Below are 26,022 nucleotides of genomic sequence, written 5' to 3'. Positions count from 1 at the left end.
ATGTTCGGCAAGAAGCGGGGACGCTCGCCACCTGCCGGCACTGTCAACGGGCATTCGTTCTTGATTCAGGTTGACCGGAACATCGTACCGTCCACGAGCACCGGCACGCTCGTACTCGCGTCCACCTCGGCCGCGATCGCGACATCCTCCGGATACCCGTACTGCGTCAGCTCGCGCCCGCCGGCGCATTCGTGCAAGAGCTCCGGCAGTTCGCCGGCAACCGCGTCGTACGCCGCAACCGCCGCGCGCGCCTCCGGGGACAGGTCGTCCCGGTCGAGCGCGCTCAGGAACCCGCCGGCTCCCCACAGATCCTCGACAGCCGGCCGGAGCGACCCGTCCTTCCACCGCTCCCCTGCTGCGATCGCGACAACTCGTTTGTCCTGCTCCCTGACCCAGTCCGCCGCTGCTCGGCGGTTACGCAACGACACAGCGATCACCGTCGCGCCACCGTCACTGAGCTGCTTCGCGATCGTCGATCCGTTCGGCGACGGCAGCACCAACCTGCGGACGCCCTCCGCCCGCCGGATCGTCGCCGGCGACAAACTCACGTCACCCGGCCCGGCCTCGGACCGCCCGACCGCCAGCTTCGCGCCCCACCGCTCGGCATAAGCAACAGCCGTCTCGTCCCGCCACCGATAGGGATAGACGTCGATCCCGAGATCGACCGCCACTGTCACCGCGGTCGTGAACGACAACACGTCCACCACAGCGACGATGTCCCCGGCAACGACCTCGGCACCGACCGGACCCCAGTCGAACCCGACGCCGAACCCGGCCTGCTCATAAGGGCTGGTCACCCGGCAGATCATCCCGCCGAGCAACCAACCCGACAACCAGGTTTCAGCTCAGGGCGTCGGCAGCAGCCGGCGACGAGTCGCGCAGGAACGTGGCGCAGCGCTCCGCCTCGTCCTTCTCGTCGATGAGCGCAGCCGCCTTGCCCAGCGCCGCCAGTGCGCGCAGGAACCCGCGGTTCGGCTCGTGCTCCCACGGCACAGGTCCGTGGCCCTTCCAGCCGTTGCGCCGGAGCAGGTCCAGTGCACGGTGGTATCCGGTGCGCGCGTACGCGTAACCCTCGATGGTCCGGCCGTCCGCCAAGGCACCCTCGGCAAGCACGGCCCAGGCCAGCGACGACGTCGGGTACTTGGCCGCGACGTCGGCCGGAGCGACCCCGTCGGCGAGTTCCGCCGCGGCCGGGTCGACCGGTAGTAGTGTCTCGGGTGGGCCTGAGAGCAGATTGTTCAATTCCATAAGCACATCTTCGCCGATCACGCAGCCGTACCGGCACGTGACCGTCTGACGAAATCCGTTGACCGTTCACCCACCGGCCACGGATGCTTGAGACCCTGCGTCAAACCGCCGTGGTTCCCAGCTACGGCCGGAAGGAGGCACCGGATGAGCGTCATAGTCCTGAACGCGTCGTACGAACCGCTGCACACCGTCTCGATCCAGCACGCCATCCGGATGCTGGTGCGGGAGGTCGCAGTGGTGGAAGAGGCGCACGGAGAGCGAACTATCGGCCCTTTCCCGGTCCCTCGCGTCCTGCGCCTGGTCCGGTACGTCGTCACGCACTGGCGCTACGCAGCCGGCCGGATGAAGTACAGCAAGCACGGTGTCCTCCGCCGGGACAAGTTCCGCTGCGCGTACTGCGGTCTCGAGAACGCCGACACCATGGACCATGTCCAACCCAGATCCAGGGGCGGCCGCACCGAGTGGCTGAATGCCGTGGCCGCCCATGCCTCGTGCAACGAGCGGAAAGGCAACCGCACTCCGTCCGAGGCCGACATGCCGCTCCTTTGGCAACCCTGGGTTCCAACCCGCGCCGAGCTCGTCATAGACAGATGACGAGCTTTTTTCATGCCCGTGGAGATCACCACCGTCGCTGATCGCCCCGGGCTCGCGAACGCGGAGATCGACGTACGCGGCTGGCCCGAGTTCATGCGCCACAACCGCGTATCCGAGGCGTACTTCGGCCAGGTCCCTTCGACGTTCCCTGCAACCTGCCTGATCGCCACTGTGGACGACTGCGTCGTTGCCGACGCCCACGCCGTCCAGTTGGCCCGTCGCTCGGACTTCCCGCCCGGCGGATGGGAGCAGGCCGTCGTCTGGGCCTTCACCGACGTACGCCGCGGCGTACGACCTGACACGGCCTGCGCCCTCAACATCAGCGTCGCGCACGACTGGCAGAACCAGGGCATCGCGGCACTCATGCTGGCTGCCCTTCGGGAGGCGGCCGCTGATGCCGGGCTAGAGGTCCTGGATGCCCCGGTGCGGCCGACGCACAAGCACCTGGACCCTCGGACCTCAATGGCCGAGTACGTCGCCAGGACGCGCGCTGACGGCCTGCCATGCGATCCGTGGCTGCGCACCCACGTCCGCGCCGGAGGGGAGATCGCCGGCGTCGCGCCCGCGTCCTGGGTGATCGCAGGGTCGCTGGCCGAGTGGCGTTCGTGGACCGGGCTTCCGTTCGATCGCAGCGGTCCGGTCGAGGTCGCGGGTGGCCTCGACCCCGTGGACTGCGATGTTGCCGCCGACCGGGCCGTTTACGTCGAGCCCAACGTTTGGGTGCGACACAAGTTCTCCACAGCTTGAAAATCATCGGTCCGGGCGAGGTTGGATCGCGGCAAGTTCTAGGGCATGAATCCTCAACTTGCTGTGATGGCGTCGATCCGTGGTGGCGTGTTCACCCGGGCCGACGCGCGTGCCTGTGGTTACCCCGACGCTGACATCGACACCCTGCTGGCCACCGGCGGCTGGCGCCGGATCCGGCGCGGGACGTACGCCGCCCAACGCTCGCTCATGCTCGTCACCGACGAGGTCCTCCACCTGCGGAAGCTGTACCGCGTCCTCCGCGCCGGCGGCCCCAACCTCTACGCGAGCCATCAATCCGCTGCGGCCCTACATGCCTTACCTGTCTGGGGTCTCGACCTGACCCGTGTCCACGTGACAGCGCCCGACGGGCGATCCGGTCGAATACGCGGCGGCGTCCATCGCCACATCCGCGATCCGGTCGGCACCGGCCTCCAACTGTGGAACGGGTTGCGCATGTCCTCACCCGCCCGCGCGATCGCCGAGGTGGCTGCTACCGCACCACCTGTTCCGGCGGTCGTGCTCGCCGACGCCGCCATGTACGCCGGTCTCGTCAGCAAGCGCACGCTCAAACACGCGGTCTCCTCGCTCGACCACGGCAACAAGCGTGCGCTCGCGGTCCTGGATCACCTCACCGGCGCGGCCTCGATCGCCGAGTCCCGTCTCCGCCTGATCCTCGCCACCGCAGGTCTGCCCACACCTAGCCCAACACCACCCCCGGAAGCCGACGACCCGGACTTCCCCGCCGAAGGGCTCTGGTTCCCGGACGACCGCACAGTCGTCGAATTCGAGGCCCGTTTCCCCTTCTGGTGCGAGGAATTCGAGCCCTCGGTCGAAGAACCGCTCCCCGAGCCACCCGCAGCCGATCCCGATGGACCGCAACCAGTCGAGCACTGCCGGATCTCCTGGACAGACCTCGACGACCCACCGACCGTGGCCGACCGCATCCGAACCACGTTCACCCGAGCAGCCCGCCGCACCGGCATCCGCCACTTCGACCTCGCCCGAGCCCGGATGTGACAGAAGGGCTCACCGCCGCGCTGTCCACGCGGTGGCGAGCCCTTCGAAGAGATCCCTTTTGAGGAGGACCCCAGATGATGTCAGCCGTTCAGCGACGTGCCCGTCGAGCGGAGGCTTTCGCAGGCCTCGCCGACGCGGTTCGCCATACCCTCTTCGCCCGTCTTGCCCCAGGCGCGCGGGTCGTAGGCCTTCTTGTTGCCGACCTCGCCGTCCACCTTCAGCACGCCGTCGTAGTTCTTGAACATGTGCGCGGCCACCGGCCGGGTGAACGCGTACTGCGTGTCGGTGTCGACGTTCATCTTGATGACACCGTGGTCGACCGCGGCCCGGATCTCCTCCAGCGTCGAGCCGGAGCCACCGTGGAACACCAGGTCGAACGGGCGCTCCTTGCCGACCTTGGCGCCGACCTGCTCCTGGATCTCGGCGAGGATCTCCGGGCGCAGCTTGACCGCACCGGGCTTGTAGACGCCGTGCACGTTGCCGAAGGTCAGCGCGGTCAGGTAGCGGCCGTTCTCACCGGTGCCGAGCGCCTCGACCGTGGCCAGGCCGTCCTCGACGGTGGTGTAGAGCTTCTCGTTGATCTCGTTGGCGACACCGTCCTCCTCGCCGCCGACGACACCGACCTCGATCTCCAGGACGATCTTCGCCGCGGCCGTCTTGGCCAGCAGCTCCTTGGCGATCTCCAGGTTCTCGGTCAGCGGCACCGCCGAGCCGTCCCACATGTGCGACTGGAACAGCGGGTTCTCGCCGCGCGCGACGCGCTCGGCGGAGATCTCCAGCAGCGGCCGGACGAAGCCCTCGAGCTTGTCCTTCGGGCAGTGGTCGGTGTGCAGCGCGATGTTCACCGGGTAGTTCTTGGCGACCTCGTGCGCGTACGCCGCCAGCGCGACCGCACCGGTCACCATGTTCTTCACGGTCGGACCGGACAGGTACTCCGCACCGCCGGTGGAGACCTGGATGATGCCGTCCGAGCCCGCCTCGGCGAAACCGCGGATCGCGGCGTTCAGCGTCTGCGAGGAGCTGACGTTGATGGCCGGGTAGGCGAAGCGGTTCTGCTTGGCCTTGTCCAGCATCTGGGCGTAGACCTCAGGGGTTGCAATAGGCATGTCTCGCGGTACTCCTCACAACACAGTTCTTGTGGGTTCGGCTCCAGTATTGCCGCCCGGCACTTCGTCGTGACCAGCGGCCTGCCTGCCGGGCCGGCCCGGTGGCCGGGGAGCGATCGGCAGGGATGTAGACCAGTTGATGAACAGGACCGATCCAGTTCGTTGCGTCCGGATGTCCTCCGGGAGCAGACGTCGCTCCCGGGACGGTCAGGCGGACCCGGTTCGCGGGCCGCGGGGGGTGAGGGCCATGTGCAGCCGGTAGCGGTCGGCGCGGTAGGCCGACCAGGACAGCTCGACGACCTTGCGGCCGGCGAACGTGGTGCGTTCGAGGACCAGCAGGGGTGCCCGCCTGGCCACGCCGAGCACCCGGGCGACATGACCGTCGGCGTTGTCCGCCCGGACGGTCTGCTCACCGGAGGTGACGACGACGTCGTACTCACTGGCAAAGACGTCGTAGAGGGTGCCGAGCTCGCGGCCGAGCAGGCCGGGGAAGAGCGCGGACGGGTAATAGCCGACCTCGTAGGCCATCGGCGACGCGTCGGCCGTGCGGAGCCGCTCGACCCGGATCACCTTGGTGCCCTTGGCGACCCGCAGGCCCTTGGCGGTCTCGTCGGAGGCCTCGATCTCGCTGGCCGACAGCACCACGGTCCCGGGCTCGAGGCCACGGGCCCGCATCTCCCGGGAGAACGAGGTCAGGTGCAGCTGGGAGTCGACCTGGGGGCCGGTGACGAAGGTGCCCTTGCCGTGCACCCGCTCCAGCGCACCGGACTCGACCAGGTCGCTGATCGCCTGCCGGACGGTCACCCGGGAGACGTTCAGCTTGTCCACCAGGGCCCGCTCGGACGGGATCGGGTCGCCGGGATGCAGCTCGACATCGATCAGCCGTTCCAGCACCGATCGGACCTGGGCCCGCTTCGTCGCCACCATGGAATCTCGATCCTCCAGACCTGGGCGGATCTCGGGGGTGCCCCGGGACGCCGCTCACTGCTATCGTGCGCAGCATACCTGTTAAGACCAGATAGGACCAGTGATCCCAGTGGTGTCTGTCCCCGCCAACGAAACCCAGATGGCGCGCGAGATCGCCGAACAGCCGGCCGCGCTCGCGGCGACGTTCGAGCATGTTCTGCCGCTGCGGCACGACATCACCAGGCTGGCCGCCGGACGCCGGAACGTGATCTTCGTGGCCCGCGGATCGTCGGACAACGCGGGGGTCTACGGCCGCTACCTGACCGAGATCCACGCCGGGCGGCAGGCGTCCCTGGCAGCTCCGTCGGTGGCCACGCTGTACGGCGCGAACCTCGACCTCTCGAACTCGCTGGTCGTCGCGGTCAGCCAGTCCGGTGCGACCCAGGAGATCGTCGACACGGCGGAGTGGGCGAAGCGGAACGGCGCCGCGATCGTCGGCATCACGAACGACGGCAACAGCCCGCTGGCGTCGACAGCCGACGTCGCCCTGATCACGCAGGCCGGCAAGGAGCTCGCCGTACCGGCCACCAAGACCTACACGACGCAGCTGGCCGCGATCACGGTTGCCGTGGACGCGCTCGCGCAGCGGCCGGGGACGCTCGACGCGGACATCGCTCGGGTGCCGGACGCGGCGGCCAAGATGCTGTCGGGGTCGGTCGAGGCTGCGGCGGACCTGCTCGCCGGCGCGCACGACGTGCTCGCCAGCGGCCGGGGCCTGACCTTCGGCACCACGCTCGAGGTTGCGCTGAAGCTCGAGGAGACCTGTCTGCAGCCGGTGCGCGGACTCTCGTACGCCGACCTGAAGCACGGCCCGATCGCCGTCGTCGACGCCGACCTCGTCACGATCCTGGTCGCCGCGGGCGACGGCCCCGCGCTCCCCGGTATGACCGAGCTGGCCGGCCTTGTCCGCGAGAAGGGCAGCAAGATCCTGGGCATCGGCGGCGACCCCACGTTCGGTTCGCGCTGCGACGTGAACCTTGCCGGCCCCGACCTCCCTGAGACTCTCGCCCCGCTCGCCCTCGTCATCCCTGCCCAGCGAGCCATCGAACTGCTGGCCCGCAAGCTCGGTCTGGACCCGGACGCTCCCCGGGGCCTCCGCAAGGTCACCCAGACGGACTGAATCCGTGCCGCTGCTCGTCGATCCGGCCCTACCTGATGGAACGCTGCGAGGTGCCAGTCAGCCGCGGCTGACGGCGTACGACGGATTGGTCCTGCGGCCGTGGCAGCAGGACGACGCGGGCGTCGTGCTGACGGCGTTCGCCTGTCCTGACATCCAGCGGTGGCACGTCCGCCGGCTCGACACACTCGAGGAAGCAGCTGTGTGGGTCGGGCAGTGGGCCGGCCGCTGGGAGACCGAGACGGCAGCGAGCTGGGCGGTGGTCGATGGCGACGACGATCGGCCGCTGGGACAGGTTGGCCTGCGCAACATCTCGCTAGCCGAGGGGTCGGCCAGCCTGTCGTACTGGGTGACCCCTGGCGCTCGGGGCCGGTCGATCGCCCCGAGATCGGTCGAGGCATTGTCGGCCTGGGCGTTCGAGCTGATCGGCTTCAACCGGCTGAGCATCCAGCACTCCAGCGCCAACACCGCGTCCTGCCGAGTCGCCGAGCGCACCGGATATAGAGCCGAGGGCACGCTGCGGCAGGCGATCAAGCACGCCGATGGCTGGCACGACTGGCACCTCCACGGCCGCCTGCGTACCGACGAATAACTCCGCCCATCAAAGTGCTCACTCGGTGAGCACTTTGGCTGGAATCGTGGTGGTCATCAACCGGGAAGTTCCCAGGAAAGGACCAGCACGATGATGCGAGGATTCGCCACCGTCAGCTTCTACGCCGCGGATGTGAAGGCGGCACGCGCCTGGTACGAGAAGCTGCTCGGCATCGAGGCGTATTACGCCGTGCCGACTGCCGAGGACCCGGCGTACGTCGAGTTCCGGTTCGGCGACTTCCAGTGCGAGCTGGGGATCATCGATGCGAAGTACGCCTCGCACCAGGTCGCGTCCGGCCCCGCCGGCGCCGTCATTCACTGGCACGTCGACGACCTGGAGGCCGAGCTCAAGCACCTCCTCGACCACGGCGCCACCCTCCAGGAGCCGATCACCGAACGCGGCAACAACACCGGCTTCCGCACGGCGTCCGTCGTGGACCCGTTCGGCAACCTCATCGGCATCATGAACAACCCGCACTACCTGGAGATCTTCGAAGGCTTGAAGGCCTGACGCGTCTAGAAGTTGCCGCGGTGGGTCAGGGCGGTGGTGATCTGGGCGGCGGCTTGCTGGAGATGTGGGAGGGCTTCGGTGCGGAGTGAGGTCGGGGTCGAGCGGGACGCATGGGCGGAGACGTTGAGGGCGGCGATGATGCGGCCGCGGGAGTTGTAGATCGGGGCAGCGATCGAGCGGAGGCCCTGCTCGAGCTCCTGGTCGACCAGCGCGTAGCCGTCCGCGCGGGCTTGGGCGATCGTCGTACGCAGGTCGTTCGGGGACGTGACCGTGCGATGGGTCAGCGCTTCGGCGTGCAAGGTCTCGAGGTACGACGTGAGCTCGTCCTCCGGCAGGCCCGCGAGCAGGACGCGGCCCATGGAGGTCGGGTACGCCGGGAGGCGGGCGCCGACGCCGAGGGCGACCGTCATGATGCGGCTCGTGGGGACGCGGGCGACGTACACGATGTCCGGAAGGTCGAGCGTGGCGATCGAGCAGGATTCGCGGGTCTTGGCGCTGAGCTCCTCCATGAACGGGCCGGCTAGTTCGCCGAGATCCAGCGAGGAGAGGTAGGCCCAGCCGAGGGCGAGTACGCGCGGGGTGAGCGAAAAGCGGCGGTGGTCACTGCGGACGTACCCGAGCTCCTCCAGCGTGAGCAGGATCCGCCGGGCGGTCGCGGGGGTAATGCCGACTGCTCGTGCGACCTCGCTGAGTGTGAGCGACGGCGCGTCGGCGGAGAAGGCGCGGATCACCGCGAGCCCGCGCTCCAGGCCTTGCAGGAACGTGCCTGTAGACGCGTCACTCGCCATCGGCTAGCCTACTTTTCGTTGAAAGAAGAACTATTCGCTGAGCGAAATTCTATCGGAGCTGCCGATGCCGCGTCCAGCTGATCCGGGACGAGCGGAGTCCCAGGCCGGGTTCGTGCACACGTTCCTGCCGGGGCGGGTGGTGTTCGGAGCGGGCGCGCTCGATCAGGTCGCCGGCGAGGTCGAGGGTCTCGGGGTACGGCGGGCGCTGGTCGTGGCGACGAAGTCCGCGCGAGATGCGGCGGACGTGGTCGAGGTGGAGCTGGGCGATCGGTTCGCGGGGCGGATCGACGGGGTTGCCCAGCATGTGCCGACCGCGGTCGCGGAGAACGCCCGGGCCAAGGCGCGGGAGGTCGACGTGGACGGGGTTATCGCGATCGGCGGCGGCTCGGCGATCGGGCTCGCGAAGGCGGTCGCGCTTACCGGCGACGTGATGATTGTTGCGGTGCCGACGACGTACGCGGGATCTGAGATGACGCCGGTGTGGGGCGAGACTGCGGGCGGGAGCAAGACGACCGGCACGGATCTGCGGGTGCTGCCACGGGTTGTCGTGTACGACCCGGTGTTGAGTCAGCACCTGCCGAAGAAGGTCACCGCCGCCAGTGTCGCTAACGCGATCGCGCACTGTGTCGAGGCTGTTTGGACGCCGAGGGCTGATCCGATCACCGAGGTCACCGCGGTCGAAGGTCTCCGCGCGCTCGCCGACGGCCTGCGGCAAGCGATGCTGGAACCCACCGACTTAGATGCCCGAGGCAACCTTCTGTACGGCGCCTGCCTGGCCGGATCGGCGATGGCGACGGCCGGGACCGGACTGCATCACAAGCTCTGCCATCTGCTCGGCGGCACCTACAACCTCCCCCACGCGGAGACCCACGCGGCGATCCTGCCCCAGGTCGCCCGCGTCAACGCTCCCGCGGTCCCGCAATCAGCAGCCCGCCTCGAAGCCGCACTGACCACAACCCACGCGACCACAGGAAACGCCGGCACGTCGAGCACGAGCACCGCGGAAGGCAGCAGCGCGGCGACTACAGCGAGTACCGCGGTCGCCGGAGCGGGCGAGCTGGCGAGCGGGTTGTTCGATCTGTTCACCGCTGCGGACGTGCCGACGAACCTGCGGGAGCTCGGGCTTGCCGAGGAGCAGGTGGAAGAGGCTGTGAAGGCGTTCAAGCCCACCGACAACCCGATTCCCGTGACCGAGGACCTGGTGCGCGAGATCCTCACCCGCGCCTGGGCCGGTACGCGACCTTGATGAGCGAGGAGACCGATGGATCTGCAAGGCGATGACCTGACCGAAGCGGTCGTGGCCAGCTTCGACGGCAGCGCGAGTGACCGCTACAAGGACGTGATGAGCGCCCTCGTGCGCCACCTGCACGCGTTCGCGCGGGAGGTGGAACTGACCGAGGACGAGTACTTCACCGCGATCGACTTCCTCACCCGGACCGGTCAGATCTCCACCGGTACGCGGCAGGAGTTCGTACTGCTGGCCGACGTACTCGGGCTGTCGATGCTCACCGTCGGACTCGGCAACCGTAAACCGCCGGAAGCCACGCAATCCACCGTCTTCGGCCCGTTCTTCGTCGAGGGATCGCCCGAGGCACAGCTCGGCGACGACATCGCGAACGGCGCCCCGGGACAGCCGTGCCTGGTGAGCGGCAGGGTCCTGAACACCAAGGGCGAGCCGATCGCCGGCGCGCTCGTCGAGACCTGGCAGGCAGACGAGGACGGGTTCTACGACGTACAGAAGGACCTCGACGGCCCACAGAACCGGGCGCATCTGACAACCGATGCTGAGGGCAACTACCGGTTCTGGGCAGTCAAGCCAGTCGCGTACCCGATCCCCGACGACGGCCCGGTCGGCGAGCTGCTCCGCGCCGGTGGCCGCGGTCCGATGCGACCCGCGCATATCCACTTCATGGTCACCGCACCCGGATACGCCCGCCTGATCACGCATGTCTTCGCGGCCGGGGACGAGTACCTCGACACGGATGCGGTCTTCGGAGTCAAGCAGTCGCTGATCGCCGATTTCACCGAACATCATGACGACGGAAAGACGTACTTCTCCGTCAACTACGACCTGGTGCTGGCCACCGAAGAGGAGACGCAAGCGTGATCACGACAGACGTTCTCATCGTCGGCAGCGGCCCCGCCGGCGGCGCCGCCTCGCTCTTCCTGTCCACGTACGGCGTCGACAACATCGTCCTGACCCGGTACGGCTGGACCGCGAACACGCCCCGCGCGCACATCACCAACCAGCGCACGATCGAACTCATGCGCGACATGGGCATCGAGGACCAGATCGTCGACAACGGCACCGCCCACGAGTTGATGGGGCAGACAGCGTTCTGCACCAGCCTCGCGGGCGAGGAGATCGGCCGGATCCGTACGTGGGGCACGCATCCGCGCCGGCTCGCCGACTACACCGAGGCGAGCCCGTGTCTGCCGTGCGACCTCCCGCAGACGCTCTTCGAGCCGATCCTCGTCAGTACGGCGGCCAGCCGCGGCGCCCAGCTCCGCTTCAGCACGGAGTACCTCTCGCTCGAGCAGGACGACGACGGCGTCACCGCGACGGTCCGCGACCGGCTCAGCGACACGACGTACCAGATCCGGGCGAAGTACCTGATCGGCGCGGACGGCGGGCGCAGCAAGGTTGCCCAGGACATCGATCTGCCGATGGCCGGTGCGATGGACATCGAGGGCTCGATGAACATCGTCTTCGAGGCCGACCTGAGCCGGTACGTCGCTCATCGCCCGAGCGTCCTGTACTGGGTCCTCCAGCCGGGCGCGCAGATCGGCGGAATCGGCGCCGGCCTGGTCCGCATGGTCCGTCCGTGGAACGAATGGCTGATCGTCTGGGGCTACGACATCTCCCAGCCCGCGCCGGTGGTCGACGAGGCGATGGCGACCGAGATCGTGCACAACCTGGTCGGCGACGACACCATCGACGTGAAGCTGAAGAGTACGTCGGTCTGGAGCGTCAACCACATGTACGCCGAGAAGACCTCCAAGGGCCGCGTGTTCTGTATGGGCGACGCGATCCACCGCCACCCGCCGAGCAACGGACTCGGCTCGAACACGTCGATCCAGGACGCGTACAACCTGGCGTGGAAGCTTGCCCTTGTCCTGAAGGGACAAGCCGCACCCGAACTGCTCCAGACGTACGACGTCGAGCGCGCCCCGATCGCCAAGCAGATCGTTGACCGTGCCAACAAGAGCCGCAACCAGTTCGGCCAGATCTTCCGTGCGCTCGGCATGACCCCGGATGCACCGGCCGGACGGACGATCGAGTCCCGCAAGGACGACACGCCCGAGGGCGCCACCCAGCGCGAGGAACTGCGGCAGGCGATCGAGCTCAAGGACTACGAGTTCAACGCCCACGGTGTCGAGCTCGGCCAGCGGTACAAGTCATCCGCCGTGATCGAGGACGGTACGCCGGAGCCGCCGTACGAGCGGGATCACGAGCTGTACTACCACCCGACGACCTGGCCGGGCGCCCGGATCCCGCACTGCTGGCTGACCCGCGGCACCGACACTGTGAGCACGCTGGACGTGGTCGGAAAGGGCCGGTTCACGTTGCTCACCGGCATCGGCGGCGAGGCGTGGGTGAAGGCGGCGCAGTCCGTGTCCGAGCACCTCGGCGTACCGATCGAGCCGTACGTGATCGGGCCCGGTCGTGAGCTGGACGACCTGTACGGCGACTGGGCGCGGGTGCGTGAGATCCCGGACGAAGGCTGTCTGCTCGTTCGTCCGGACGCGCACATCGCCTACCGCTCGTTCGAACAGCCCGACGACCCGACCGATGCGCTGCAGCAGGCAATCAGCGCCTTGCTAGGCCGCGGATGACGTTTCGGCGCGGAGGAGCTGGTCGAGGATCGCCGAGATCTCCGCGGTCTCGGCGTCCAGCAGGGTGATCAGCGCGACGCGAGAGGTCTCCGTGCGCGCTTCCAGAGCCGCCGCGCTCAAGGCGCGCACGGTCCCCAACTCATGTATCAGTTCGTCCCACAGAGCGTTCATCAACAAACCCCCATGATTCCCGTCGCAAACCCAGTACGACATGCTTGATGCACGCCGAGCCCCCCGAGTTGGGGCTGACTTTGTGTCGAGAAGGCCTCACTTCTGTCAGCAGGTACAACGCGGCACCCCGGGCGCACGTTACGGATGTGTCAAGAATTTCCAGCTGTGCGGCGGGACGACGACCGCATCCTCGACCGGGAACTCCGCGTCGGAGTCCGACACGTTGAGCAGCAGCAGCACCGATTCGTCGCCGTGCCGGGCCCGCAGGGCGATCGTCTGATTGGTCACGTGCTCGACCGTGGTCCGGGCGTGGGTGAGCCAGGGATGACGCCGTCGCAGACCGATCAGGTCCTGGTGCAGGCGGTACGTCGGCCAGCCGTACGACGCGAGCCCTTCGGGTGTGTCCGGGAACGCAGGCCGGATGGCATCGTCACCGCCGACGCGATCCTCCTTCAGACCACGGAACGCCTGCTCGTCCCCGTAATAGACGCTCGGCACACCGGCGACCGTGAACAGGATCGCCAAAGCGTGCCCGAGATGCCGCTCGTCCTCGAGGCGGGTCGCGAGCCGCGTCACGTCGTGATTCCCGACGAACGTCTGCGGGACGAAGGTGTCCAGCAGCGCGTTGTGCCGCCCGAGCGCGTACGACAGCTCGAAGAAGTTGCCGTCGTTGAGTGAGCTCCAGATCGCCTTCCACAGTTCGTACTGCGTCACCGAGTCGAGCCCGCTCTTCTCGACGTACCCCGCGTAGTCCCCGTGGATCACCTCGCCGAAGTACCACGCGTCCCGGTCGCGCGGCAGCACGTTGCGCCAGAACTCGGGCGGGACGGCGTACGCCGCGTCGAGGCGCCAGGCGTCGACCCCGCGATCCAGCCAATGACGCAGTACGTCGCCGACGTACTGCGCGACGGCGGGGTTGCTGTGGTCGAGCGCGATCAGGTGCTCGTGGCCCTCGAAAGTACCGCCGTCGGCTCGGAACCACTCCGGGTGGACGAACGAGCGGGCCACATGGTTGAAGACGCCGTCGAGAGCGATGCGCAGACCGCGGTCGTGTGCCTTGGCGACCAGGCGGTCGAAGTCGGCGTCGTCGCCCAGGCGAGGGTCGATCCGGAAGTGATCGATCGTGTCGTAGCCGTGCGTCTCGGAAGCGAAGACGGGACCGAGCAGCAGACCGTTGCACCCCAGCTCGATCGCGTAGTCGAGCCAGTTCTCCAAGTGGGCCAGCCGATGCGCGGGTTGGTCGGCGGTGAAGCCGAGCGGGTAGATCTGCCACCAGATCGCGTGGTCAGCCCACATGTCTTCTCCTCAACAGCAAAGTCGGAACGATCGCGATCAGACAGCCGATCACAGTGTCGATGAGCCGGTAGCCGACGGTCGACAGCTCCGGCGTACGGCCGAGGTCCATCAGCAGGACGACCAGCGGGGTCATGACGGTGGCATAAGCAGCGTAGTTGCGTTCCTTCAGCAACGGTCGCAGCCCGGCGAGAATGCTGACGACCACGACGATCGCCCACGACGGCTGCGCCCACAGGATCAGCAGCCCACCGATCAGTACGCCAACGCAGGTCCCCGCACAGCGTTGTGTTGCCCGGAGCAACGATCCACCACGCCGGCGTACGCCGATCACCACCGCGAGCGCCGCGGTGACCAACTGAGTCGGGACGACCGGCGTGTCTCGCGACCAGTGGATGAGGTGGACGCTCATAGTAAGCTGAGCTTAGCATTCTTAAGCGTCACCAGCGGAAGGATAGTAAGTGGAAGCGTATGACACCGCCGTTGCGCTCAGGCGGACCAGCACCCGGCTGGCGCTGCGGCTGCGGGCTGAGCGGACAGGTGACGGGCTCGGGAGTACGGGCGTTGCCGTGCTGGGACAGCTACACCGGCGGGGAGCGCTGACCGCGAGCGAGATCGCGGCCGCCGAGCGAGTACAGCCGCAGTCGTTGACCCGAGTGCTCGCAAGCCTCGAGGAGCAGGGGCTGATCGCGCGGGAACAGGACACGCAGGACCGCCGCCGGCACACGATCGAGCTGACCGACGACGGGCGGCGTCTGCTCCGCGAACACATGAAGAGCTCGGACGACTGGCTCGCCGAAGCCATCGAGACCCGGCTCAACCCGACCGAGCGCGCCGTACTCCAACTGGCGGCGGGGATCCTGGATCAGCTGCTCGACGGCTGACCGAAGGTGTGACGGCGGATCCACGCGTGCATGGCGATCGCGGCAGCTGCGCTTGCGTTGATCGACCGGGTCGAGCCGAACTGCGCGATCGACAGGACCGCTGAGCAGATCGCGTGCGCATCCTCCGTCAGCCCAGGACCTTCCTGACCGAAGAGCAGAATGCAGCCGCGAGGCAGGTCGTAGGTCTCCAGCGGGACCGAGCCGGGCAGGTTGTCGATACCGATGACCGGCAGACTGTGTGATGCGGCGTACGACGCCAGGTCGGCCAGCGTCGGCTGGTGGCGGACGTGTTGGTAGCGATCGGTGACCATCGCGCCGCGGCGGTTCCACTTCCGGTTGCCGACGATGTGGACCTCCGCCGCGAGGAAAGCGTTCGCTGTCCGGACCACCGAGCCGATGTTCAGGTCGTGCTGCCAGTTCTCGATCGCGACGTGGAACGGGTTCCGCTGCCGGTCCAGGTCCTCGACGATCGCCTCGAGCTTCCAGTACCGGTACTTGTCGACGACATTGCGCCGATCACCCTCGGCCAGCAGCTCCGGATCCAGCCGCGGGTCGTCCGGCAGATCGCCCACCCACGGCCCGACGCCGACCTCGCTCGGCCCGACCATGTCCGCGCCCCGGAGGTCGCTGCTCAGCTCATGCACAGGTGGGGACGCTACCCTGTCCGCGTGCTTCCTCTTGTCGCGATGCTGATGCCCAACTGGATGGACCCGGAGTACCTCCTGAACTGGATGGGTAACTGGGCCCTCTGGGGCACGCTGATTGTGGTGTTCATCGAGTGCGGGGTGTTGTTCCCGATCCTGCCCGGTGACTCACTGCTGTTCGCCGTCGGCCTGTTCATCGCGCGCGGCACGATCGACGTACCGCTGTGGCTGGCCTGCGTACTGCTGACCGCCTCCGCGTTCCTCGGCAACGTCTCCGGCTACTACATCGGCAGATTCCTGGGCACGTCGCTGTTCCGCAACCCGAACGCCCGGTTCCTGAAACCGAAGTACATCGAGCAAACGCACGATTTCTTCGAGCGGTACGGTCCGCGCGCGCTGGTGATGGCGCGCTTCGTGCCGATCGTCCGCACGTTCATCACGATCGTCGCCGGCGCCGGGCGGATGGACCCGCGCAAGTTCTTCCTCTGGACCGGTGTGGGCGCGATCATCTGGGCGCCCGGCATCACCCTGCTCGGTCACGCCCTCGGCAACGTCCAGTTCATCCACGACCACCTCGAGTCGGCCCTGATCCTGCTGGTGCTGGTCTCGCTGATCCCGATGGTCGTCGAGTACCTCCTCGCCAGGCGCCGCAACCGCAACAGCGCCCCGGCCGACGCACCGAAGCACGCCGCACCGAAGCATCCGGTGACCAACAACCACGCCGATTGAGTCAGTGGCCGAACGGGAAATGCGGGTCTGACCAGACGAAGTCGGTGCTGAGCAGGGACAGGTCGGCGATCTCGACCGGGCCGTTCAGGAGCGGGCCGACCACCTGACCGGAGCCGAGTGAGCATGCCACCCGGATCCGGTCTGCCGCCTGGTACCAGACCAGCGCCCCCCGTGGCGCCGCCCCTTCACGGAGCAGGTCGTGGTGATTGAGCCAACCAACCGCGTCGGCCGCATCGTGCCAACCGCTGTCGTGCGCATAGCCGAACGCCATCCGCTGGAACTTCAGCGGCCAGTCCTTCCAGGCCGCCGATCCGAGACGTTCCAGCTGCCAGTTCAGCGCCGCCTCGTTGTCCCGCGGGTTTGACACCCGCGGGACGTTCGGGCGCTCCACGGCAACCTCCCCCCAGGCCATAGGTTCTCTCCCCCGATTCCCCGAAAACCTCGGCCTGCGTGCCGCGGCATGGTGAAATCCTGTCCGAGCCGGATACAGCCGCCGTACATTCGGCTCAGCCGGCCGCAACCCCGGTTTCAGACCCGGCGAGCAGCCGGCGGCAGGTAGTCGCCGCGGCGTCGTTGCCCGCTTGCTGCCACACGCGTGCGGCGCGTTCGAGGGTACGGCGGGCGTTGTCGAGACTGCCCGTCGAGAGGTACAGCTCGCCGAGGTGCTGCGCCGCCTGGCCTTCGACACTGCGATCGCCCAGCCGGTGACCGACGTCGATCGCGTCCAGCAGCGTCTTCCGGGCCGCGGCGACCTCGCCGCGTTCCATCAACGCCTGCCCGAGAAGGGCCCGGGTGTACGCCGCGCAGTGGTCGTCACCCATCCCGTCGAAGATCGCCAGCGCCTTACGCAGCTGACGTACCGCCTCGTCGTGCCGCCCCTGGTTCACGCGGAGCGCCGCGATCCGGCGTCGTACCTTGGCCTCGCGGTGCGCGTCGGCCCGGCGTACTGCGATCAGAAATGCCTGCGCCAGAAGGCGTCGCGCGGTGTCGAGGTCGCCGCGGACCAGGTACACGTTCGCCGCCGCGGTCCGCGCCAGCGCCTCGGCGTTCGCGTTGCCGTCCTCGACGAAGGCCTCGATCGCCTTCTCGTACTGCGCAAGCCCCTCGTCGCGCTGCCCGCGTTCCCGCAGCCAGGTGCCGAGTCCGACGGCCGCCACGCCCTCGCCGAGCCGGTCGCCCACCTCGGCGAACACCTCCGCGGCCGCGTCGAAGTGCCGGCGCGCGGTGTCCCAGTCGTCCTGGTACACGGCGAGCTGGCCGAGGTTGCGATGCATGATCGCTTCGCCGTGCCGATCGCCACACTCGATCGCGCTCAGCAAACCCTGCTGGTGCGAACCGTTCCAGTCGTCGAAGCCGGCCCGCAGATCGAGATACGGACCCCACGCCGCCGCGATCCGCCACGCGTGGTCGTGCAACCCGTTCTGCGCCGCGGCCCGGATCGCCGGCACGAACGTACTGCGCTCACTGTCCAGCCACGCGATCGCATCGGCCTCGGTGAACGGCGACGGGTCCGGCGCCGTCAACGGCCCGGTGTGCTCGAGAACGCCGAAGTACTCGAAGGACAAGGCCTCGTTGGCGCGACGGATCTTGTTCAGGATCGCCTCGACCACGGTCTCGACGTCGCGAACCGCCTGCGCCTTCTGCTCGTCGTCACCGACGCCGAGCGCGTGCAGCCGCAGCAGATCGTGGACGCGATAACGCGCCGTACCGCGGTGGTCGACCGAGCTGATCCGGACCAGGTTGACCTCGATCAGCCGGTCCAGACTCCGCCGTACCGCGGCCGGCGACGCGACCGCCTCCAACGCACGGGCGGAGAAGACACCGACCGCGAAGTGGCCGATCAGCCGGTACAACCGAGCCTCTTCCGGGCTGAGCGCGTCGTAGCTCAGGTCCGCACTGGTTCGTACGGCGAGCTCGCCGATGCTCAGCTCGTCCAGCCGCGACGTCTCGTCCCGCAACCGCCGCGCAAGCTCCCGCGCGCTCAGATCGGGCCGCTGCGCCAGCCGACTGCCGACGATCCGGATCGCAAGCGGCAGGTTCGCACACGCGGTCAGGATCTCCTCGGCTTCCGGCGACGACGCGTCGATCCGCCCGGACCCAGCGACCGAAGACAGCAGTACGGCGGCCTCCCGGTCGTCGAACGTGTCGAGCGGCATGCTGTCCGCCCCAGCCAGATCCATCAGCCGGTTGCGACTCGTCACGACAACCGCCGACGCACCGGTACCGGGCATCAGCGGCGTCACCTGACCAGCCGCGGCCACGTCGTCGAGGATGATCAGCACCCGGCGACTCGCCAGCTCGGACCGCAGCATCGCGGACCGCCGCTCCGGGTCCGTCGGGATCGCGAAGTCCGGCAGGTTCAGGCTCAGCAGCAGATCGGTCAGCGCGGCGGCCGGATCGCGCGGCTGCGTCGCGCCGTGCATGTCCAGATAGATCTGCCCGTCCGGGAAGTACTCCCGGACCAGATGGCCTAGCCGAACGGCCAGTGAAGTCTTCCCGGTTCCGGGCGCTCCGGAGATGACCGCGATCGGCGGCCGCACCGGGTCACGACCACAGACCAGATCCCGGAGCTGCTCCAGGTGCCCCTGTCGCCCGCTGAAGTCAGCCAGGTCGAGCGGGAGCTGGCTCGGCGGCCGGACCGGGTCGGTCAGCTCAGGCGCGGCCATCGGTCCGGGCTGTGCGGCCGGGCCGGGGCGTTCCGCCGTACGGTCCGCGGGGATGCCTGGGTTCGGCCAGTTGGCCGAGCGGCCGTTCTCGGCCCGCGCACCAGCGGCCTCCAGCTCCGGCCCCGGCTTGATGTCGAGCTCGTCCGCGAGCGTCTGCACTGCCTTCTGGTACGCCGCCCGCGCCTCACCGACCCGGCCGGCCGCGACCAGTGCGTCGACCAGGCGCCGCCAGAGCTGCTCGTCGTACGGGTCGTCGGTGAGGCGGGCGCTGAGCAGTACAGCCGCACCGCTCGCGTCACCGTGCTCGAGCCGCAGGTCCAAGAGGTTGTCGACCAGGCCGCGGTGCTGCGCCTCCAGGCGCGCGATCGAGCCCTCCCAAGCCGCGGGCATCGGCAGGTCGTCGAGCGGACGGCCGCGCCAGAGCGAGTACGCACGGGACAGGACCTGCATCGCCTGGCGTCCGTCGCCGGCATCCCGGAGGTGGCCGCCCTCGGCCAGCAGCGACTCGAACAAGCTGGCGTCGAGCTCGTCGACACCCACCTCGATGCTGTAGCCCGCCGCGGAGGTGTCGATGGGTGCGGGCAGCCCGGCGTCCTGCAGCACGCCACGCAGCGCGCGGACATAGGTCCGGATGTTCGCGGTGGCCGACCGGGGCGGACTGCTCTCCCAGAGCGCGTCAGCGATCAGATCGGTGGATACGAACCGGTTCGGGTGCAGCAGCAGAGTCGCCAGCAGCTGGCGCGGTTTGGCGGCCTTCAGCGGCTGGCCCTGGACGTGGACGAGCCGCAGAGGTCCGAGGATCCCGTACCTCAGACTGTCCACTCGTCCGACCTCTCCACTCTTGAACCGGCCTATCGTGTCATCCGGTCGCACCATGCGGAACCCCGATGTACGCCGGATGTATCTCACTGCGGCACTGTTGACTCAGGTACCGGGGGGAGGGCAGACCCGGTGTGGCGACTTGACCGCCGTCACTCCGGGTCTGGCACTGGGAGAGAGTCCGGGGTCGGGGGTCCTGGGCTACGGGGAACCGGTGCCTACTGGCCACCGGTGAATGGCGGCTGACCGTCCTGCGGTGCGGGGGAACCCGCAGGCGGCCCGCCCACCGGTGGCTCTCCCTGTCCCTGGAACGGCGGCTGCCCAGGCTGACCAGGCTGCTGGCCCGGCTGCTGGTAGCCGCCCGGGATCGGCTGCGGCGGCGCCTGGTAGTTGCCCTGGTCACCCGGCATCTGCGGGTGGATCTGCCCCGACGACGGCGCGCCCGGCTGCATCTGCGGCGGCGCCTGCTCACCGGCGACCGACCCGATCGTGCCGAACGACACCTGCGGTACGGCGCGGACCTGCTCGTCCTTGACCTCGAAGTACCCGGCCTTCTCGAACTTGAAGGCGCCGGCGATCAGGTTCGACGGGAACGCCTCGATCCGGGTGTTGTAGTCGCCGACGTTCGCGTTGTAGAACCGGCGACCGGCCGCGATCCGGTCCTCGGTGTCGGTCAGCTCGCGCTGCAGACCGAGGAAGTTCTGGTTCGACTGCAGCTGCGGGTACGCCTCGACCGAGATCATCATCTGACGCAGCGCGCCGGACAGCTGACCCTCCGCGGCGGCCCGCTGCTCCGGGGTCGCGCCTTGCACGTTCACCGCCTGGGTACGCAGCCGGGCGACCTCCTCGAACACGTGCCGCTCGTGCGCGGCGTACGCCCGGACGGTCTCGACCAGGTTCGGGATCAGGTCGTACCGGCGGTGCAGCTCGACGTCGATCTGCCGCCAGGACTCCTGGATCAGGTTCCGTTGCTTGACGAACCGGTTGTACGACGTGATCAGCATGATCGCCAGAATGACGATCACCGCGACGATCACGATGATGACCCAAACCATGACGAGCTCCCGAGTGTTGGCAGTGCTGACTGCGACTCTACGGGTAGGCAGGTCCGATGGGTGGTTACTGAACGCGGGGGTCGATCCCGGCGTAGTCGCGCCAGACGTACGGCGGGACGTTCTTGATCACCTGCTGGAGCAGCCCGAGGCGGCTCATCAGCTGGTTCGGGTCGTGGTCGCCCTTGGCCCAGCCGACCAGCGAGTTCCCCTCGGTGCGCCAGCCGATCTCACCGCGGGCGAGCAGCAGCTCCATCATCCGCGGCGTGACCACCGCGTGCCCGAACCGCTCGTCGTCGGCCTTGACCCGGAACGCCCGGTTGAACTGCTCGCTCTCGAACTGGATGTCGCGGAAGCCGAACGCATTCGCCACCGCGCCGCCGAAGATCCCCTCGTGCGTCACCTCGAGATGCGGCAGCGCGCCCGGCAGCTGCATCACGACCACCCCGAAGCGGTGCGTCGTGGTTCGCCGCTGGCCCCGGCCGTTGGTCGTGTGGGTCTGGTAGCTGTAGTCGAAGGCAACCATCGGGCGCCCGTTGAACGGGCCGGACAGCACGTTCCTGACATACCAGTTGTCGCCGGTCTGGAACGGCGTACCCATCCACTGGCCGGCCAGCGAGGGGTTGGATGGCACGTACGACCAGCCCTGCTGCGCGGCCAGGCCGGTGAACTGCTCGCGGCGCTTCTTCGCCCGGTAGTAGTTGAAGTAGGCAAGACCGACGCCGATCACCACGGCTACCGCGACGAGCAGGATGGTGCTGCCCTGCATCAGTTCAGCCCCAGGTCCTCGAGCCCGAACACGGACCGGTACTCCAGGCCTTCCGCCTCGACGCGCTCCTGCGCGCCGGTCGCCCGGTCCACGATCACCGCGACGGCCACTACTTCAGCGCCCGCCTCATGCAGCGCCTCGACCGCGGTGAGCACCGAACCGCCGGTCGTCGACGTGTCCTCAACCGCGAGCACCCGCCGGCCCTTGACGTCAGGTCCTTCGATCCGCCGCTGCAGACCGTGCGTCTTCTCTGCTTTCCGTACGACGAAGGCGTCGAGCGTGCGGCCCTGCTGCGCCGCGGCGTGCAGCATCGACATCGCGACCGGGTCGGCGCCCAGCGTGAGCCCGCCGACGGCGTCGTACTCCAGGTCCTTGGTCAGCTCGAGCATCGCCGGGCCGATCAGCGGCGCGGCGGCCGCGTCCAGCGTGATGCGGCGCAGGTCGACGTAGTAGTCGGCTTCCTTCCCCGACGCCAGCGTCACGCGACCGTGCACGATCGCCTTGCTTTTGACCTGCTCCAGCAGTCCGTCCCGGTCGTAGCTCATGAGCGTTGAGCTTAGAACACGGTCGAGTTCACGATTTCTTCTGCACCTTGACCAGGTGGCCGAAGGCAACCGAGCGGTCCGGGGAGTGGAACAGGTCCTGGCAGGTGGTGAGCGTGATGATCGAGGTGGTCGGGGCGTCGCGCTTGCCGGGGACCGGGTCGAGGACCCAGGTGTCGGTCGGTTTGACGGTCAGGTCGCGGGGCGAGCCGTCGAGCTCGTACGTGTAAACAGCGTCCTGCGTCTCGACGATGACCTGGTCACCCTTCCGCAGGTCGAGCAGCTTGCGGAACGGCGAACCGTGCGTGACGCGGTGCCCGGCGATCGCGAAGTTGCCCGGCTGACCGGGCAGCTGGGTCTGTGGATAGTGCCCGATCCCGCGCGCGAGGTCGTCGGCGTCGACGCCTTCGACGACCGGCTTCTCCCAGTCGGCTCCGAACCGCGGGATCCTGAGCAGCACGAACGGCTTCCCGGTCGACGGCTTCACAGCTTCCGGCGCTTTCCACTGGTTCCGCAGCGAGTCCTCCGCCTTACCCATCTGCGCGTTCGAGCTGATCCCCGTACCGAAGTACTGCCAGCCGACCCACCCGAGCAACCCGACGCCCACCACCAGGAACACGATTCCGAGTCCCCTGACTACTCCCCGCATGCGGACAAGTATGCAGTTCGACTGCAAAGGCTGTGTACGACGTGTCGATGGACGGGGATGGTTGCCCCGGACGACGATGTGGGCATGAAGGCGCTCGTGAAGGCCGAGGCGAAGCCCGGTCTGTGGTTGCAGGATGTTCCGGAGCCGAAGATCGAGGCCGACGAGGTCCTGATCAAGGTGCTCCGCACCGGGTTGTGCGGCACCGACCTGCACATCCAGAACTGGGACCCCTGGGCGCAGAAGAACGTGCCGGTGCCGATGGTCACCGGGCACGAGTTCTGCGGCGAGGTGGTCGAGGTCGGCGTCGGCGTCCGTGACGTCGCGGTCGGCGACCTGGTCAGCGGCGAGGGCCACCTGGTCTGCGGCCGCTGCCGCAACTGCCGCGCCGGCCGCCGCCACCTCTGCATCAAGACCCGCGGGCTCGGCGTCCACGTGCCGGGCGCGTTCGCGGAGTACGTCGCGCTGCCCGCGATGAACGCGTGGGTGCACAAGGACCCGGTCGACCTCGACGTCGCCGCGATCTTCGACCCGTTCGGCAACGCCGTACACACTGCTCTTTCGTTCCCACTGGTCGGCGAGGACGTGCTGATCACCGGCGCCGGCCCGATCGGGGTCATGGCCGCCGCGGTCGCGCTGCACGCCGGGGCGCGGAACGTGGTGATCACGGACCTCTCGGAGTACCGCCTCGACCTGGCCCGCAAGATCGGCGTCACCCGCGCGGTGAACGTCGGCGAGGAGACGATCGCGGAGGCGCAGCAGAGCCTCGGGATGCGTGAGGGCTTCGACGTCGGGATGGAGATGTCCGGGCAGCCGGCCGCGCTGCGGGACATGCTCGCGAACATGACGCACGGCGGGAAGATCGCGATGCTCGGCCTGCCGTCGGACGAGATCGCGATCGACTGGGGCACGGTCGTGCTCAACATGCTGACGATCAAGGGCATCTACGGCCGGGAGATGTTCGAGACCTGGTACTCGATGTCGGTGATGCTCGAACGCGGCCTCGACCTGACGCCGGTGATCACCCACCGGTTCGGGTACGGCGATTTCGAGCGCGCGTTCGACGTCGCACGGCAGGGGCAGTGCGGCAAGGTGATCATGGACTGGACGCAGGAAACTCTGGAGGAGAAGCACTGATGTTCGGACGGATGCGGGACGACCTGACGGCGACCATCGGCGAGATCCGGGACGCCGGGCTGTACAAGTCCGAGCGGGTGATCACCTCACCGCAGCAGTCACTGATCTCAGTTGCTTCGGGCAACGAAGTACTGAACTTCTGTGCGAACAACTACCTCGGGCTGTCCGACCACCCGGACGTTGTCGCGGCAGCCAAGGAAGCGCTGGACCGGTGGGGGTTCGGACTGTCCTCGGTGCGGTTCATCTGCGGCACCCAGCAGATCCACAAGGACCTGGAAGGTGCCCTGAGCAACTTCCTCGGGACTGAGGACACCATCCTCTACAGCTCCTGCTTCGACGCGAACGGCGGCCTCTTCGAGACCCTGCTCGGCGCCGAGGACGCGATCATCTCCGACGAGCTCAACCACGCCAGCATCATCGACGGCGTACGACTGTCGAAGGCCAAGCGCTACCGGTACAAGAACCGTGAAATGGCCGACCTCGAGGCCCAGCTCAAGGACGCCGCCGACGCGCGGTACCGGCTGATCGCGACCGACGGCGTGTTCTCGATGGACGGGTACGTCGCCCCGCTCGACGAGATCTGCGACCTGGCCGAGCGGTACGACGCTCTCGTCATGGTCGACGACTCGCACGCGGTCGGCTTCGTCGGGTCGGACGGTGCCGGTACGCCGTCGCTGTTCGGCGTGAAGGACCGCGTCGACATCGTCACCGGCACGCTGGGCAAGGCGCTCGGCGGCGCGTCCGGCGGTTACGTCTCCGCGCGCCGCGAGATCGTCGAGCTCCTCCGGCAGCGCTCCCGCCCGTACCTGTTCTCGAACTCCCTGGCCCCGTCCGTCACCGCCGCGTCCCTGAAGGCCCTCGAGCTCATCGGCACGTCGAGCGCCCTCCGCGACAAGCTCGCCGCCAACACCAAGCTCTTCCGCACCATGATGACCGAGGCCGGCTTCGACGTCCTCCCCGGCGACCACCCCATCTCCCCCGTCATGATCGGCGATGCCGCTGAAGCCGGCCGGCTGGCCGACAAGCTCCTCGACCTCGGCGTCTACGTCATCGGCTTCTCCTACCCGGTCGTCCCCCAGGGCAAGGCCCGGATCCGTGTCCAGCTCTCCGCCGCCCACTCCACCCAGGACGTAGAAACCGCTATCGCCGCCTTCATCGAGGCCCGGGCGGCGCTGGCGGGGTAGTCGTCGTCGGACGCGGTTGTCCGAGGGCTTGTTCGAGCCGCGCAGCAACCGCGTCCAGGTCCCGCGGCATCGAGATCGCTGTCGCGGAGGCCAGCAGGTTCTCGATGTCGCTCCGGGCTGCCCGGATGGCGTCCCGGAGGGTGCGGGCGCGGGTGCCGGCGGCTTCGTCCGGAGCCGACTGTTCGAGGACGGTCAGCTTGTCCTCGGCGGCAACGACCCGGCTCGACTCGACGTTCCAGGCGCCGGCGGCCTGCGCGGGGGAAGGCTGCCGGCGGAGCTCCGGGATCAGCCCGCGGGCGAACCACGCCACCTCGTCCTCACCGGACGCGAGGTCGTCGCGCCAGGCCTGGCGACGGCGCGACCTGACCAGCAGCGGAATCCCCACGGCGAGCGCGACGACGATCGCCGCCAGCACCCACCACAGCCAGGTAGGTGCCCCGCCCGTCTCGGCCGACGTCGGTTGGGTCGAGGACGTGGTCGCCGACGAGGGCGCGGCCGACGCCGTCCGGGTCGCCGTGGTGGTCTCGGTCCGCGTGGCCCGGGTCGTCTCGGTGGCCCTGGTCGTCTCGGTCTTCGTCGCCCTGGTCGTCTCGGTCTCGGTCGCCCTGGTGGTCTCGGTCTCGGTCCGCGTCGTCCTGGTCGTTTCCGGCTGTGGGGGCTCGGATGCCGAGGTGGCGGCCGGCTTCTGCGAGCGTTCCGGCGTACGGGTCGCGCTCGGAACCGTCGCTGTCACGGACGGCAGCGCTGCGGGCGTGCGCGTAGAAGAGCCCGACGGTCGCTCGCCAGACCCTCCGCAGGAGACGAGGAGGAGCGCCGCCAGCACCAGGCCAACCGCTCGCATCATCAGTGGACCCCTCCCGCTCGATGGCGCGCAGTTCGTGCTCTCCCGACGAAGATCGCACCTGCGAGGGTGGCCCGACTCATCCCGCTGGGGCGATATTCGGACGGTCAACTGCTCGACTTG

General features: G+C 68.4%; 29 protein-coding genes. 13 read left to right on the top strand and 16 right to left on the bottom strand.

The features are described 5' to 3' along the window. Positions 1-65: 65 nt before the first annotated feature. Entirely contained in the window at positions 66-797 is a 732-nt protein-coding gene (locus FDA38_RS23735) for a 2-phosphosulfolactate phosphatase (protein WP_202877795.1), read from the bottom strand. Positions 798-840: 43 nt separating this feature from the next. Further along, positions 841-1,248: a DUF3151 domain-containing protein gene (locus FDA38_RS23730; RefSeq protein ID WP_137256269.1), complete on the bottom strand. Its 408-nt coding sequence runs from the start codon at positions 1,246-1,248 to the stop codon at positions 841-843. Positions 1,249-1,392: 144 nt separating this feature from the next. On the opposite strand from FDA38_RS23730, the gene FDA38_RS23725 reads away from it, so the two are divergent. From FDA38_RS23725 to FDA38_RS23715, 3 genes are read left to right on the top strand one after another with little or no spacing between them, the layout of a single operon-like run. Continuing rightward, positions 1,393-1,842: an HNH endonuclease gene (locus FDA38_RS23725; protein ID WP_130442568.1), complete on the top strand. Its 450-nt coding sequence runs from the start codon at positions 1,393-1,395 to the stop codon at positions 1,840-1,842. A gap of 12 nt (positions 1,843-1,854) precedes the next feature. Continuing rightward, the gene (locus FDA38_RS23720; protein ID WP_137256268.1) at positions 1,855-2,589 is read left to right on the top strand and encodes an N-acetyltransferase; all 735 of its coding nucleotides are present in this window, start codon (positions 1,855-1,857) and stop codon (positions 2,587-2,589) included. Positions 2,590-2,634: 45 nt separating this feature from the next. Further along, a complete protein-coding gene (locus tag FDA38_RS23715) occupies positions 2,635-3,606 on the top strand; it encodes a type IV toxin-antitoxin system AbiEi family antitoxin domain-containing protein (RefSeq protein WP_233714881.1) in 972 nt (323 codons plus the stop codon). Between the two features lie 80 nt (positions 3,607-3,686). On the opposite strand, the gene fbaA is transcribed toward FDA38_RS23715, so the two are convergent. Together fbaA and FDA38_RS23705 are read right to left on the bottom strand one after the other, a co-directional pair. Continuing rightward, the gene (gene fbaA, locus FDA38_RS23710; RefSeq protein WP_137256267.1) at positions 3,687-4,712 is read right to left on the bottom strand and encodes a class II fructose-bisphosphate aldolase; all 1,026 of its coding nucleotides are present in this window, start codon (positions 4,710-4,712) and stop codon (positions 3,687-3,689) included. 207 nt (positions 4,713-4,919) lie between these two features. Continuing rightward, positions 4,920-5,639, bottom strand: coding sequence for a GntR family transcriptional regulator (locus FDA38_RS23705; RefSeq protein ID WP_130388014.1), 720 nt, complete (start codon positions 5,637-5,639; stop codon positions 4,920-4,922). Positions 5,640-5,778: 139 nt separating this feature from the next. Here FDA38_RS23705 and FDA38_RS23700 point away from each other — a divergent pair, with 139 nt between their 5' ends. From FDA38_RS23700 to FDA38_RS23690, 3 genes are all read left to right on the top strand, one after another. After that, positions 5,779-6,798, top strand: a complete 1,020-nt coding sequence (locus tag FDA38_RS23700) for an SIS domain-containing protein (protein WP_137256266.1) — start codon at positions 5,779-5,781, stop codon at positions 6,796-6,798. Positions 6,799-6,802: 4 nt separating this feature from the next. Continuing rightward, positions 6,803-7,387, top strand: coding sequence for a GNAT family N-acetyltransferase (locus tag FDA38_RS23695; protein WP_137256265.1), 585 nt, complete (start codon positions 6,803-6,805; stop codon positions 7,385-7,387). Positions 7,388-7,477: 90 nt separating this feature from the next. Continuing rightward, positions 7,478-7,897, top strand: coding sequence for a VOC family protein (locus FDA38_RS23690; RefSeq protein ID WP_137256264.1), 420 nt, complete (start codon positions 7,478-7,480; stop codon positions 7,895-7,897). A gap of 5 nt (positions 7,898-7,902) precedes the next feature. Here the strand turns inward: FDA38_RS23690 and FDA38_RS23685 are convergent, their stop codons facing one another. Continuing rightward, positions 7,903-8,685: an IclR family transcriptional regulator domain-containing protein gene (locus FDA38_RS23685; protein WP_137256263.1), complete on the bottom strand. Its 783-nt coding sequence runs from the start codon at positions 8,683-8,685 to the stop codon at positions 7,903-7,905. Positions 8,686-8,749: 64 nt separating this feature from the next. Between FDA38_RS23685 and FDA38_RS23680 the strand changes: the two genes are divergently transcribed. From FDA38_RS23680 to FDA38_RS23670, 3 genes are read left to right on the top strand one after another with little or no spacing between them, the layout of a single operon-like run. Next, positions 8,750-9,931 (top strand): maleylacetate reductase, encoded by a 1,182-nt coding sequence (locus tag FDA38_RS23680; protein WP_137256262.1) that lies wholly within the window; start codon positions 8,750-8,752, stop codon positions 9,929-9,931. Between the two features lie 15 nt (positions 9,932-9,946). Continuing rightward, positions 9,947-10,792 (top strand): intradiol ring-cleavage dioxygenase, encoded by an 846-nt coding sequence (locus FDA38_RS23675; RefSeq protein ID WP_137256261.1) that lies wholly within the window; start codon positions 9,947-9,949, stop codon positions 10,790-10,792. Then, on the top strand, positions 10,789-12,522 hold the full coding sequence (locus FDA38_RS23670; protein ID WP_137256260.1) for an FAD-dependent oxidoreductase: 1,734 nt from the start codon (positions 10,789-10,791) through the stop codon (positions 12,520-12,522). Before FDA38_RS23675 ends, FDA38_RS23670 begins: the two co-directional genes overlap by 4 nt. Here FDA38_RS23670 and FDA38_RS23665 read toward each other — a convergent pair. The 3 genes from FDA38_RS23665 to FDA38_RS23655 all read right to left on the bottom strand — a co-directional run bounded on the left by FDA38_RS23665 (position 12,508) and on the right by FDA38_RS23655 (position 14,398). Beyond that, positions 12,508-12,693, bottom strand: a complete 186-nt coding sequence (locus FDA38_RS23665; protein WP_137256259.1) for a hypothetical protein — start codon at positions 12,691-12,693, stop codon at positions 12,508-12,510. The genes FDA38_RS23670 and FDA38_RS23665 overlap by 15 nt on opposite strands. A 138-nt stretch (positions 12,694-12,831) precedes the next feature. Then, the gene (locus FDA38_RS23660) at positions 12,832-13,989 is read right to left on the bottom strand and encodes an alpha-amylase family glycosyl hydrolase (protein WP_137256258.1); all 1,158 of its coding nucleotides are present in this window, start codon (positions 13,987-13,989) and stop codon (positions 12,832-12,834) included. Next, positions 13,979-14,398 (bottom strand): FUSC family protein, encoded by a 420-nt coding sequence (locus FDA38_RS23655; protein ID WP_137256257.1) that lies wholly within the window; start codon positions 14,396-14,398, stop codon positions 13,979-13,981. The genes FDA38_RS23660 and FDA38_RS23655 overlap by 11 nt, the downstream gene beginning before the upstream one ends. Before the next feature lie 49 nt (positions 14,399-14,447). Here FDA38_RS23655 and FDA38_RS23650 point away from each other — a divergent pair, with 49 nt between their 5' ends. Next, positions 14,448-14,870: a MarR family winged helix-turn-helix transcriptional regulator gene (locus FDA38_RS23650; RefSeq protein ID WP_137256256.1), complete on the top strand. Its 423-nt coding sequence runs from the start codon at positions 14,448-14,450 to the stop codon at positions 14,868-14,870. Here the strand turns inward: FDA38_RS23650 and FDA38_RS23645 are convergent. Next, positions 14,852-15,478: a TrmH family RNA methyltransferase gene (locus FDA38_RS23645; RefSeq protein ID WP_137256746.1), complete on the bottom strand. Its 627-nt coding sequence runs from the start codon at positions 15,476-15,478 to the stop codon at positions 14,852-14,854. The two genes, FDA38_RS23650 and FDA38_RS23645, sit on opposite strands and share 19 nt — an antisense overlap. Positions 15,479-15,538: 60 nt before the next feature. Between FDA38_RS23645 and FDA38_RS23640 the strand changes: the two genes are divergently transcribed. Continuing rightward, positions 15,539-16,243, top strand: coding sequence for a DedA family protein (locus tag FDA38_RS23640; protein ID WP_233714880.1), 705 nt, complete (start codon positions 15,539-15,541; stop codon positions 16,241-16,243). Position 16,244: 1 nt separating this feature from the next. Here FDA38_RS23640 and FDA38_RS23635 read toward each other — a convergent pair whose 3' ends face one another. From FDA38_RS23635 to FDA38_RS23610, 6 genes are all read right to left on the bottom strand, one after another. After that, complete coding sequence (locus tag FDA38_RS23635; RefSeq protein WP_137256255.1) at positions 16,245-16,655, bottom strand: hypothetical protein; 411 nt, start codon at positions 16,653-16,655, stop codon at positions 16,245-16,247. Positions 16,656-16,749: 94 nt separating this feature from the next. Continuing rightward, positions 16,750-19,731 (bottom strand): AfsR/SARP family transcriptional regulator, encoded by a 2,982-nt coding sequence (locus FDA38_RS23630; RefSeq protein ID WP_137256254.1) that lies wholly within the window; start codon positions 19,729-19,731, stop codon positions 16,750-16,752. A gap of 215 nt (positions 19,732-19,946) precedes the next feature. Further along, positions 19,947-20,783: a LemA family protein gene (locus tag FDA38_RS23625; protein WP_137256253.1), complete on the bottom strand. Its 837-nt coding sequence runs from the start codon at positions 20,781-20,783 to the stop codon at positions 19,947-19,949. A 64-nt stretch (positions 20,784-20,847) separates the two neighbouring features. Further along, the gene (locus FDA38_RS23620) at positions 20,848-21,549 is read right to left on the bottom strand and encodes a DUF3137 domain-containing protein (RefSeq protein WP_137256252.1); all 702 of its coding nucleotides are present in this window, start codon (positions 21,547-21,549) and stop codon (positions 20,848-20,850) included. Continuing rightward, a complete protein-coding gene (gene pyrE / locus FDA38_RS23615; RefSeq protein WP_137256251.1) occupies positions 21,549-22,094 on the bottom strand; it encodes an orotate phosphoribosyltransferase in 546 nt (181 codons plus the stop codon). Before pyrE ends, FDA38_RS23620 begins: the two co-directional genes overlap by 1 nt. Before the next feature lie 28 nt (positions 22,095-22,122). Next, positions 22,123-22,740, bottom strand: a complete 618-nt coding sequence (locus tag FDA38_RS23610) for a class E sortase (RefSeq protein WP_233714879.1) — start codon at positions 22,738-22,740, stop codon at positions 22,123-22,125. Positions 22,741-22,824: 84 nt separating this feature from the next. On the opposite strand from FDA38_RS23610, the gene tdh reads away from it, so the two are divergent. Both tdh and FDA38_RS23600 read left to right on the top strand, forming a co-directional pair. After that, the gene (tdh, locus tag FDA38_RS23605) at positions 22,825-23,874 is read left to right on the top strand and encodes an L-threonine 3-dehydrogenase (protein WP_137256249.1); all 1,050 of its coding nucleotides are present in this window, start codon (positions 22,825-22,827) and stop codon (positions 23,872-23,874) included. Then, positions 23,874-25,058 carry a glycine C-acetyltransferase gene (locus tag FDA38_RS23600; RefSeq protein WP_137256248.1) on the top strand — a complete coding sequence of 395 codons (1,185 nt, stop codon included), beginning with the start codon at positions 23,874-23,876 and terminating at the stop codon, positions 25,056-25,058. Before tdh ends, FDA38_RS23600 begins: the two co-directional genes overlap by 1 nt. On the opposite strand, the gene FDA38_RS42345 is transcribed toward FDA38_RS23600, so the two are convergent. After that, positions 25,027-25,791 carry a hypothetical protein gene (locus tag FDA38_RS42345; RefSeq protein ID WP_170989845.1) on the bottom strand — a complete coding sequence of 255 codons (765 nt, stop codon included), beginning with the start codon at positions 25,789-25,791 and terminating at the stop codon, positions 25,027-25,029. The genes FDA38_RS23600 and FDA38_RS42345 overlap by 32 nt on opposite strands. Positions 25,792-26,022 lie beyond the last annotated feature (231 nt).

Origin of the sequence: Kribbella jiaozuonensis (assembly GCF_005233875.1) — a bacterium.
Taxonomy (GTDB): domain Bacteria; phylum Actinomycetota; class Actinomycetes; order Propionibacteriales; family Kribbellaceae; genus Kribbella; species Kribbella jiaozuonensis.
Note: the sequence above shows the minus strand (reverse complement) of the source record. Positions and strands in the feature narration are given on the sequence as shown.

What these genes read in the sequence shown, in the direction of transcription:
- FDA38_RS23730 (WP_137256269.1), bottom strand. Translation starts at nt 1,248, where the DNA reads ATGGAATTGAACAATCTGCTCTCAGGCCCACCCGAGACACTACTACCG.
- FDA38_RS23725 (WP_130442568.1), top strand. Translation starts at nt 1,393, where the DNA reads ATGAGCGTCATAGTCCTGAACGCGTCGTACGAACCGCTGCACACCGTC.
- FDA38_RS23720 (WP_137256268.1), top strand. Translation starts at nt 1,855, where the DNA reads ATGCCCGTGGAGATCACCACCGTCGCTGATCGCCCCGGGCTCGCGAAC.
- FDA38_RS23715 (WP_233714881.1), top strand. Translation starts at nt 2,635, where the DNA reads ATGAATCCTCAACTTGCTGTGATGGCGTCGATCCGTGGTGGCGTGTTC.
- fbaA (WP_137256267.1), bottom strand. Translation starts at nt 4,712, where the DNA reads ATGCCTATTGCAACCCCTGAGGTCTACGCCCAGATGCTGGACAAGGCC.
- FDA38_RS23705 (WP_130388014.1), bottom strand. Translation starts at nt 5,639, where the DNA reads ATGGTGGCGACGAAGCGGGCCCAGGTCCGATCGGTGCTGGAACGGCTG.
- FDA38_RS23700 (WP_137256266.1), top strand. Translation starts at nt 5,779, where the DNA reads ATGGCGCGCGAGATCGCCGAACAGCCGGCCGCGCTCGCGGCGACGTTC.
- FDA38_RS23690 (WP_137256264.1), top strand. Translation starts at nt 7,478, where the DNA reads ATGATGCGAGGATTCGCCACCGTCAGCTTCTACGCCGCGGATGTGAAG.
- FDA38_RS23685 (WP_137256263.1), bottom strand. Translation starts at nt 8,685, where the DNA reads ATGGCGAGTGACGCGTCTACAGGCACGTTCCTGCAAGGCCTGGAGCGC.
- FDA38_RS23680 (WP_137256262.1), top strand. Translation starts at nt 8,750, where the DNA reads ATGCCGCGTCCAGCTGATCCGGGACGAGCGGAGTCCCAGGCCGGGTTC.
- FDA38_RS23675 (WP_137256261.1), top strand. Translation starts at nt 9,947, where the DNA reads ATGGATCTGCAAGGCGATGACCTGACCGAAGCGGTCGTGGCCAGCTTC.
- FDA38_RS23665 (WP_137256259.1), bottom strand. Translation starts at nt 12,693, where the DNA reads ATGAACGCTCTGTGGGACGAACTGATACATGAGTTGGGGACCGTGCGC.
- FDA38_RS23660 (WP_137256258.1), bottom strand. Translation starts at nt 13,989, where the DNA reads ATGTGGGCTGACCACGCGATCTGGTGGCAGATCTACCCGCTCGGCTTC.
- FDA38_RS23655 (WP_137256257.1), bottom strand. Translation starts at nt 14,398, where the DNA reads ATGAGCGTCCACCTCATCCACTGGTCGCGAGACACGCCGGTCGTCCCG.
- FDA38_RS23645 (WP_137256746.1), bottom strand. Translation starts at nt 15,478, where the DNA reads ATGGTCGGGCCGAGCGAGGTCGGCGTCGGGCCGTGGGTGGGCGATCTG.
- FDA38_RS23635 (WP_137256255.1), bottom strand. Translation starts at nt 16,655, where the DNA reads ATGGCCTGGGGGGAGGTTGCCGTGGAGCGCCCGAACGTCCCGCGGGTG.
- FDA38_RS23625 (WP_137256253.1), bottom strand. Translation starts at nt 20,783, where the DNA reads ATGGTTTGGGTCATCATCGTGATCGTCGCGGTGATCGTCATTCTGGCG.
- FDA38_RS23620 (WP_137256252.1), bottom strand. Translation starts at nt 21,549, where the DNA reads ATGCAGGGCAGCACCATCCTGCTCGTCGCGGTAGCCGTGGTGATCGGC.
- pyrE (WP_137256251.1), bottom strand. Translation starts at nt 22,094, where the DNA reads ATGAGCTACGACCGGGACGGACTGCTGGAGCAGGTCAAAAGCAAGGCG.
- FDA38_RS23610 (WP_233714879.1), bottom strand. Translation starts at nt 22,740, where the DNA reads ATGCGGGGAGTAGTCAGGGGACTCGGAATCGTGTTCCTGGTGGTGGGC.
- tdh (WP_137256249.1), top strand. Translation starts at nt 22,825, where the DNA reads ATGAAGGCGCTCGTGAAGGCCGAGGCGAAGCCCGGTCTGTGGTTGCAG.
- FDA38_RS23600 (WP_137256248.1), top strand. Translation starts at nt 23,874, where the DNA reads ATGTTCGGACGGATGCGGGACGACCTGACGGCGACCATCGGCGAGATC.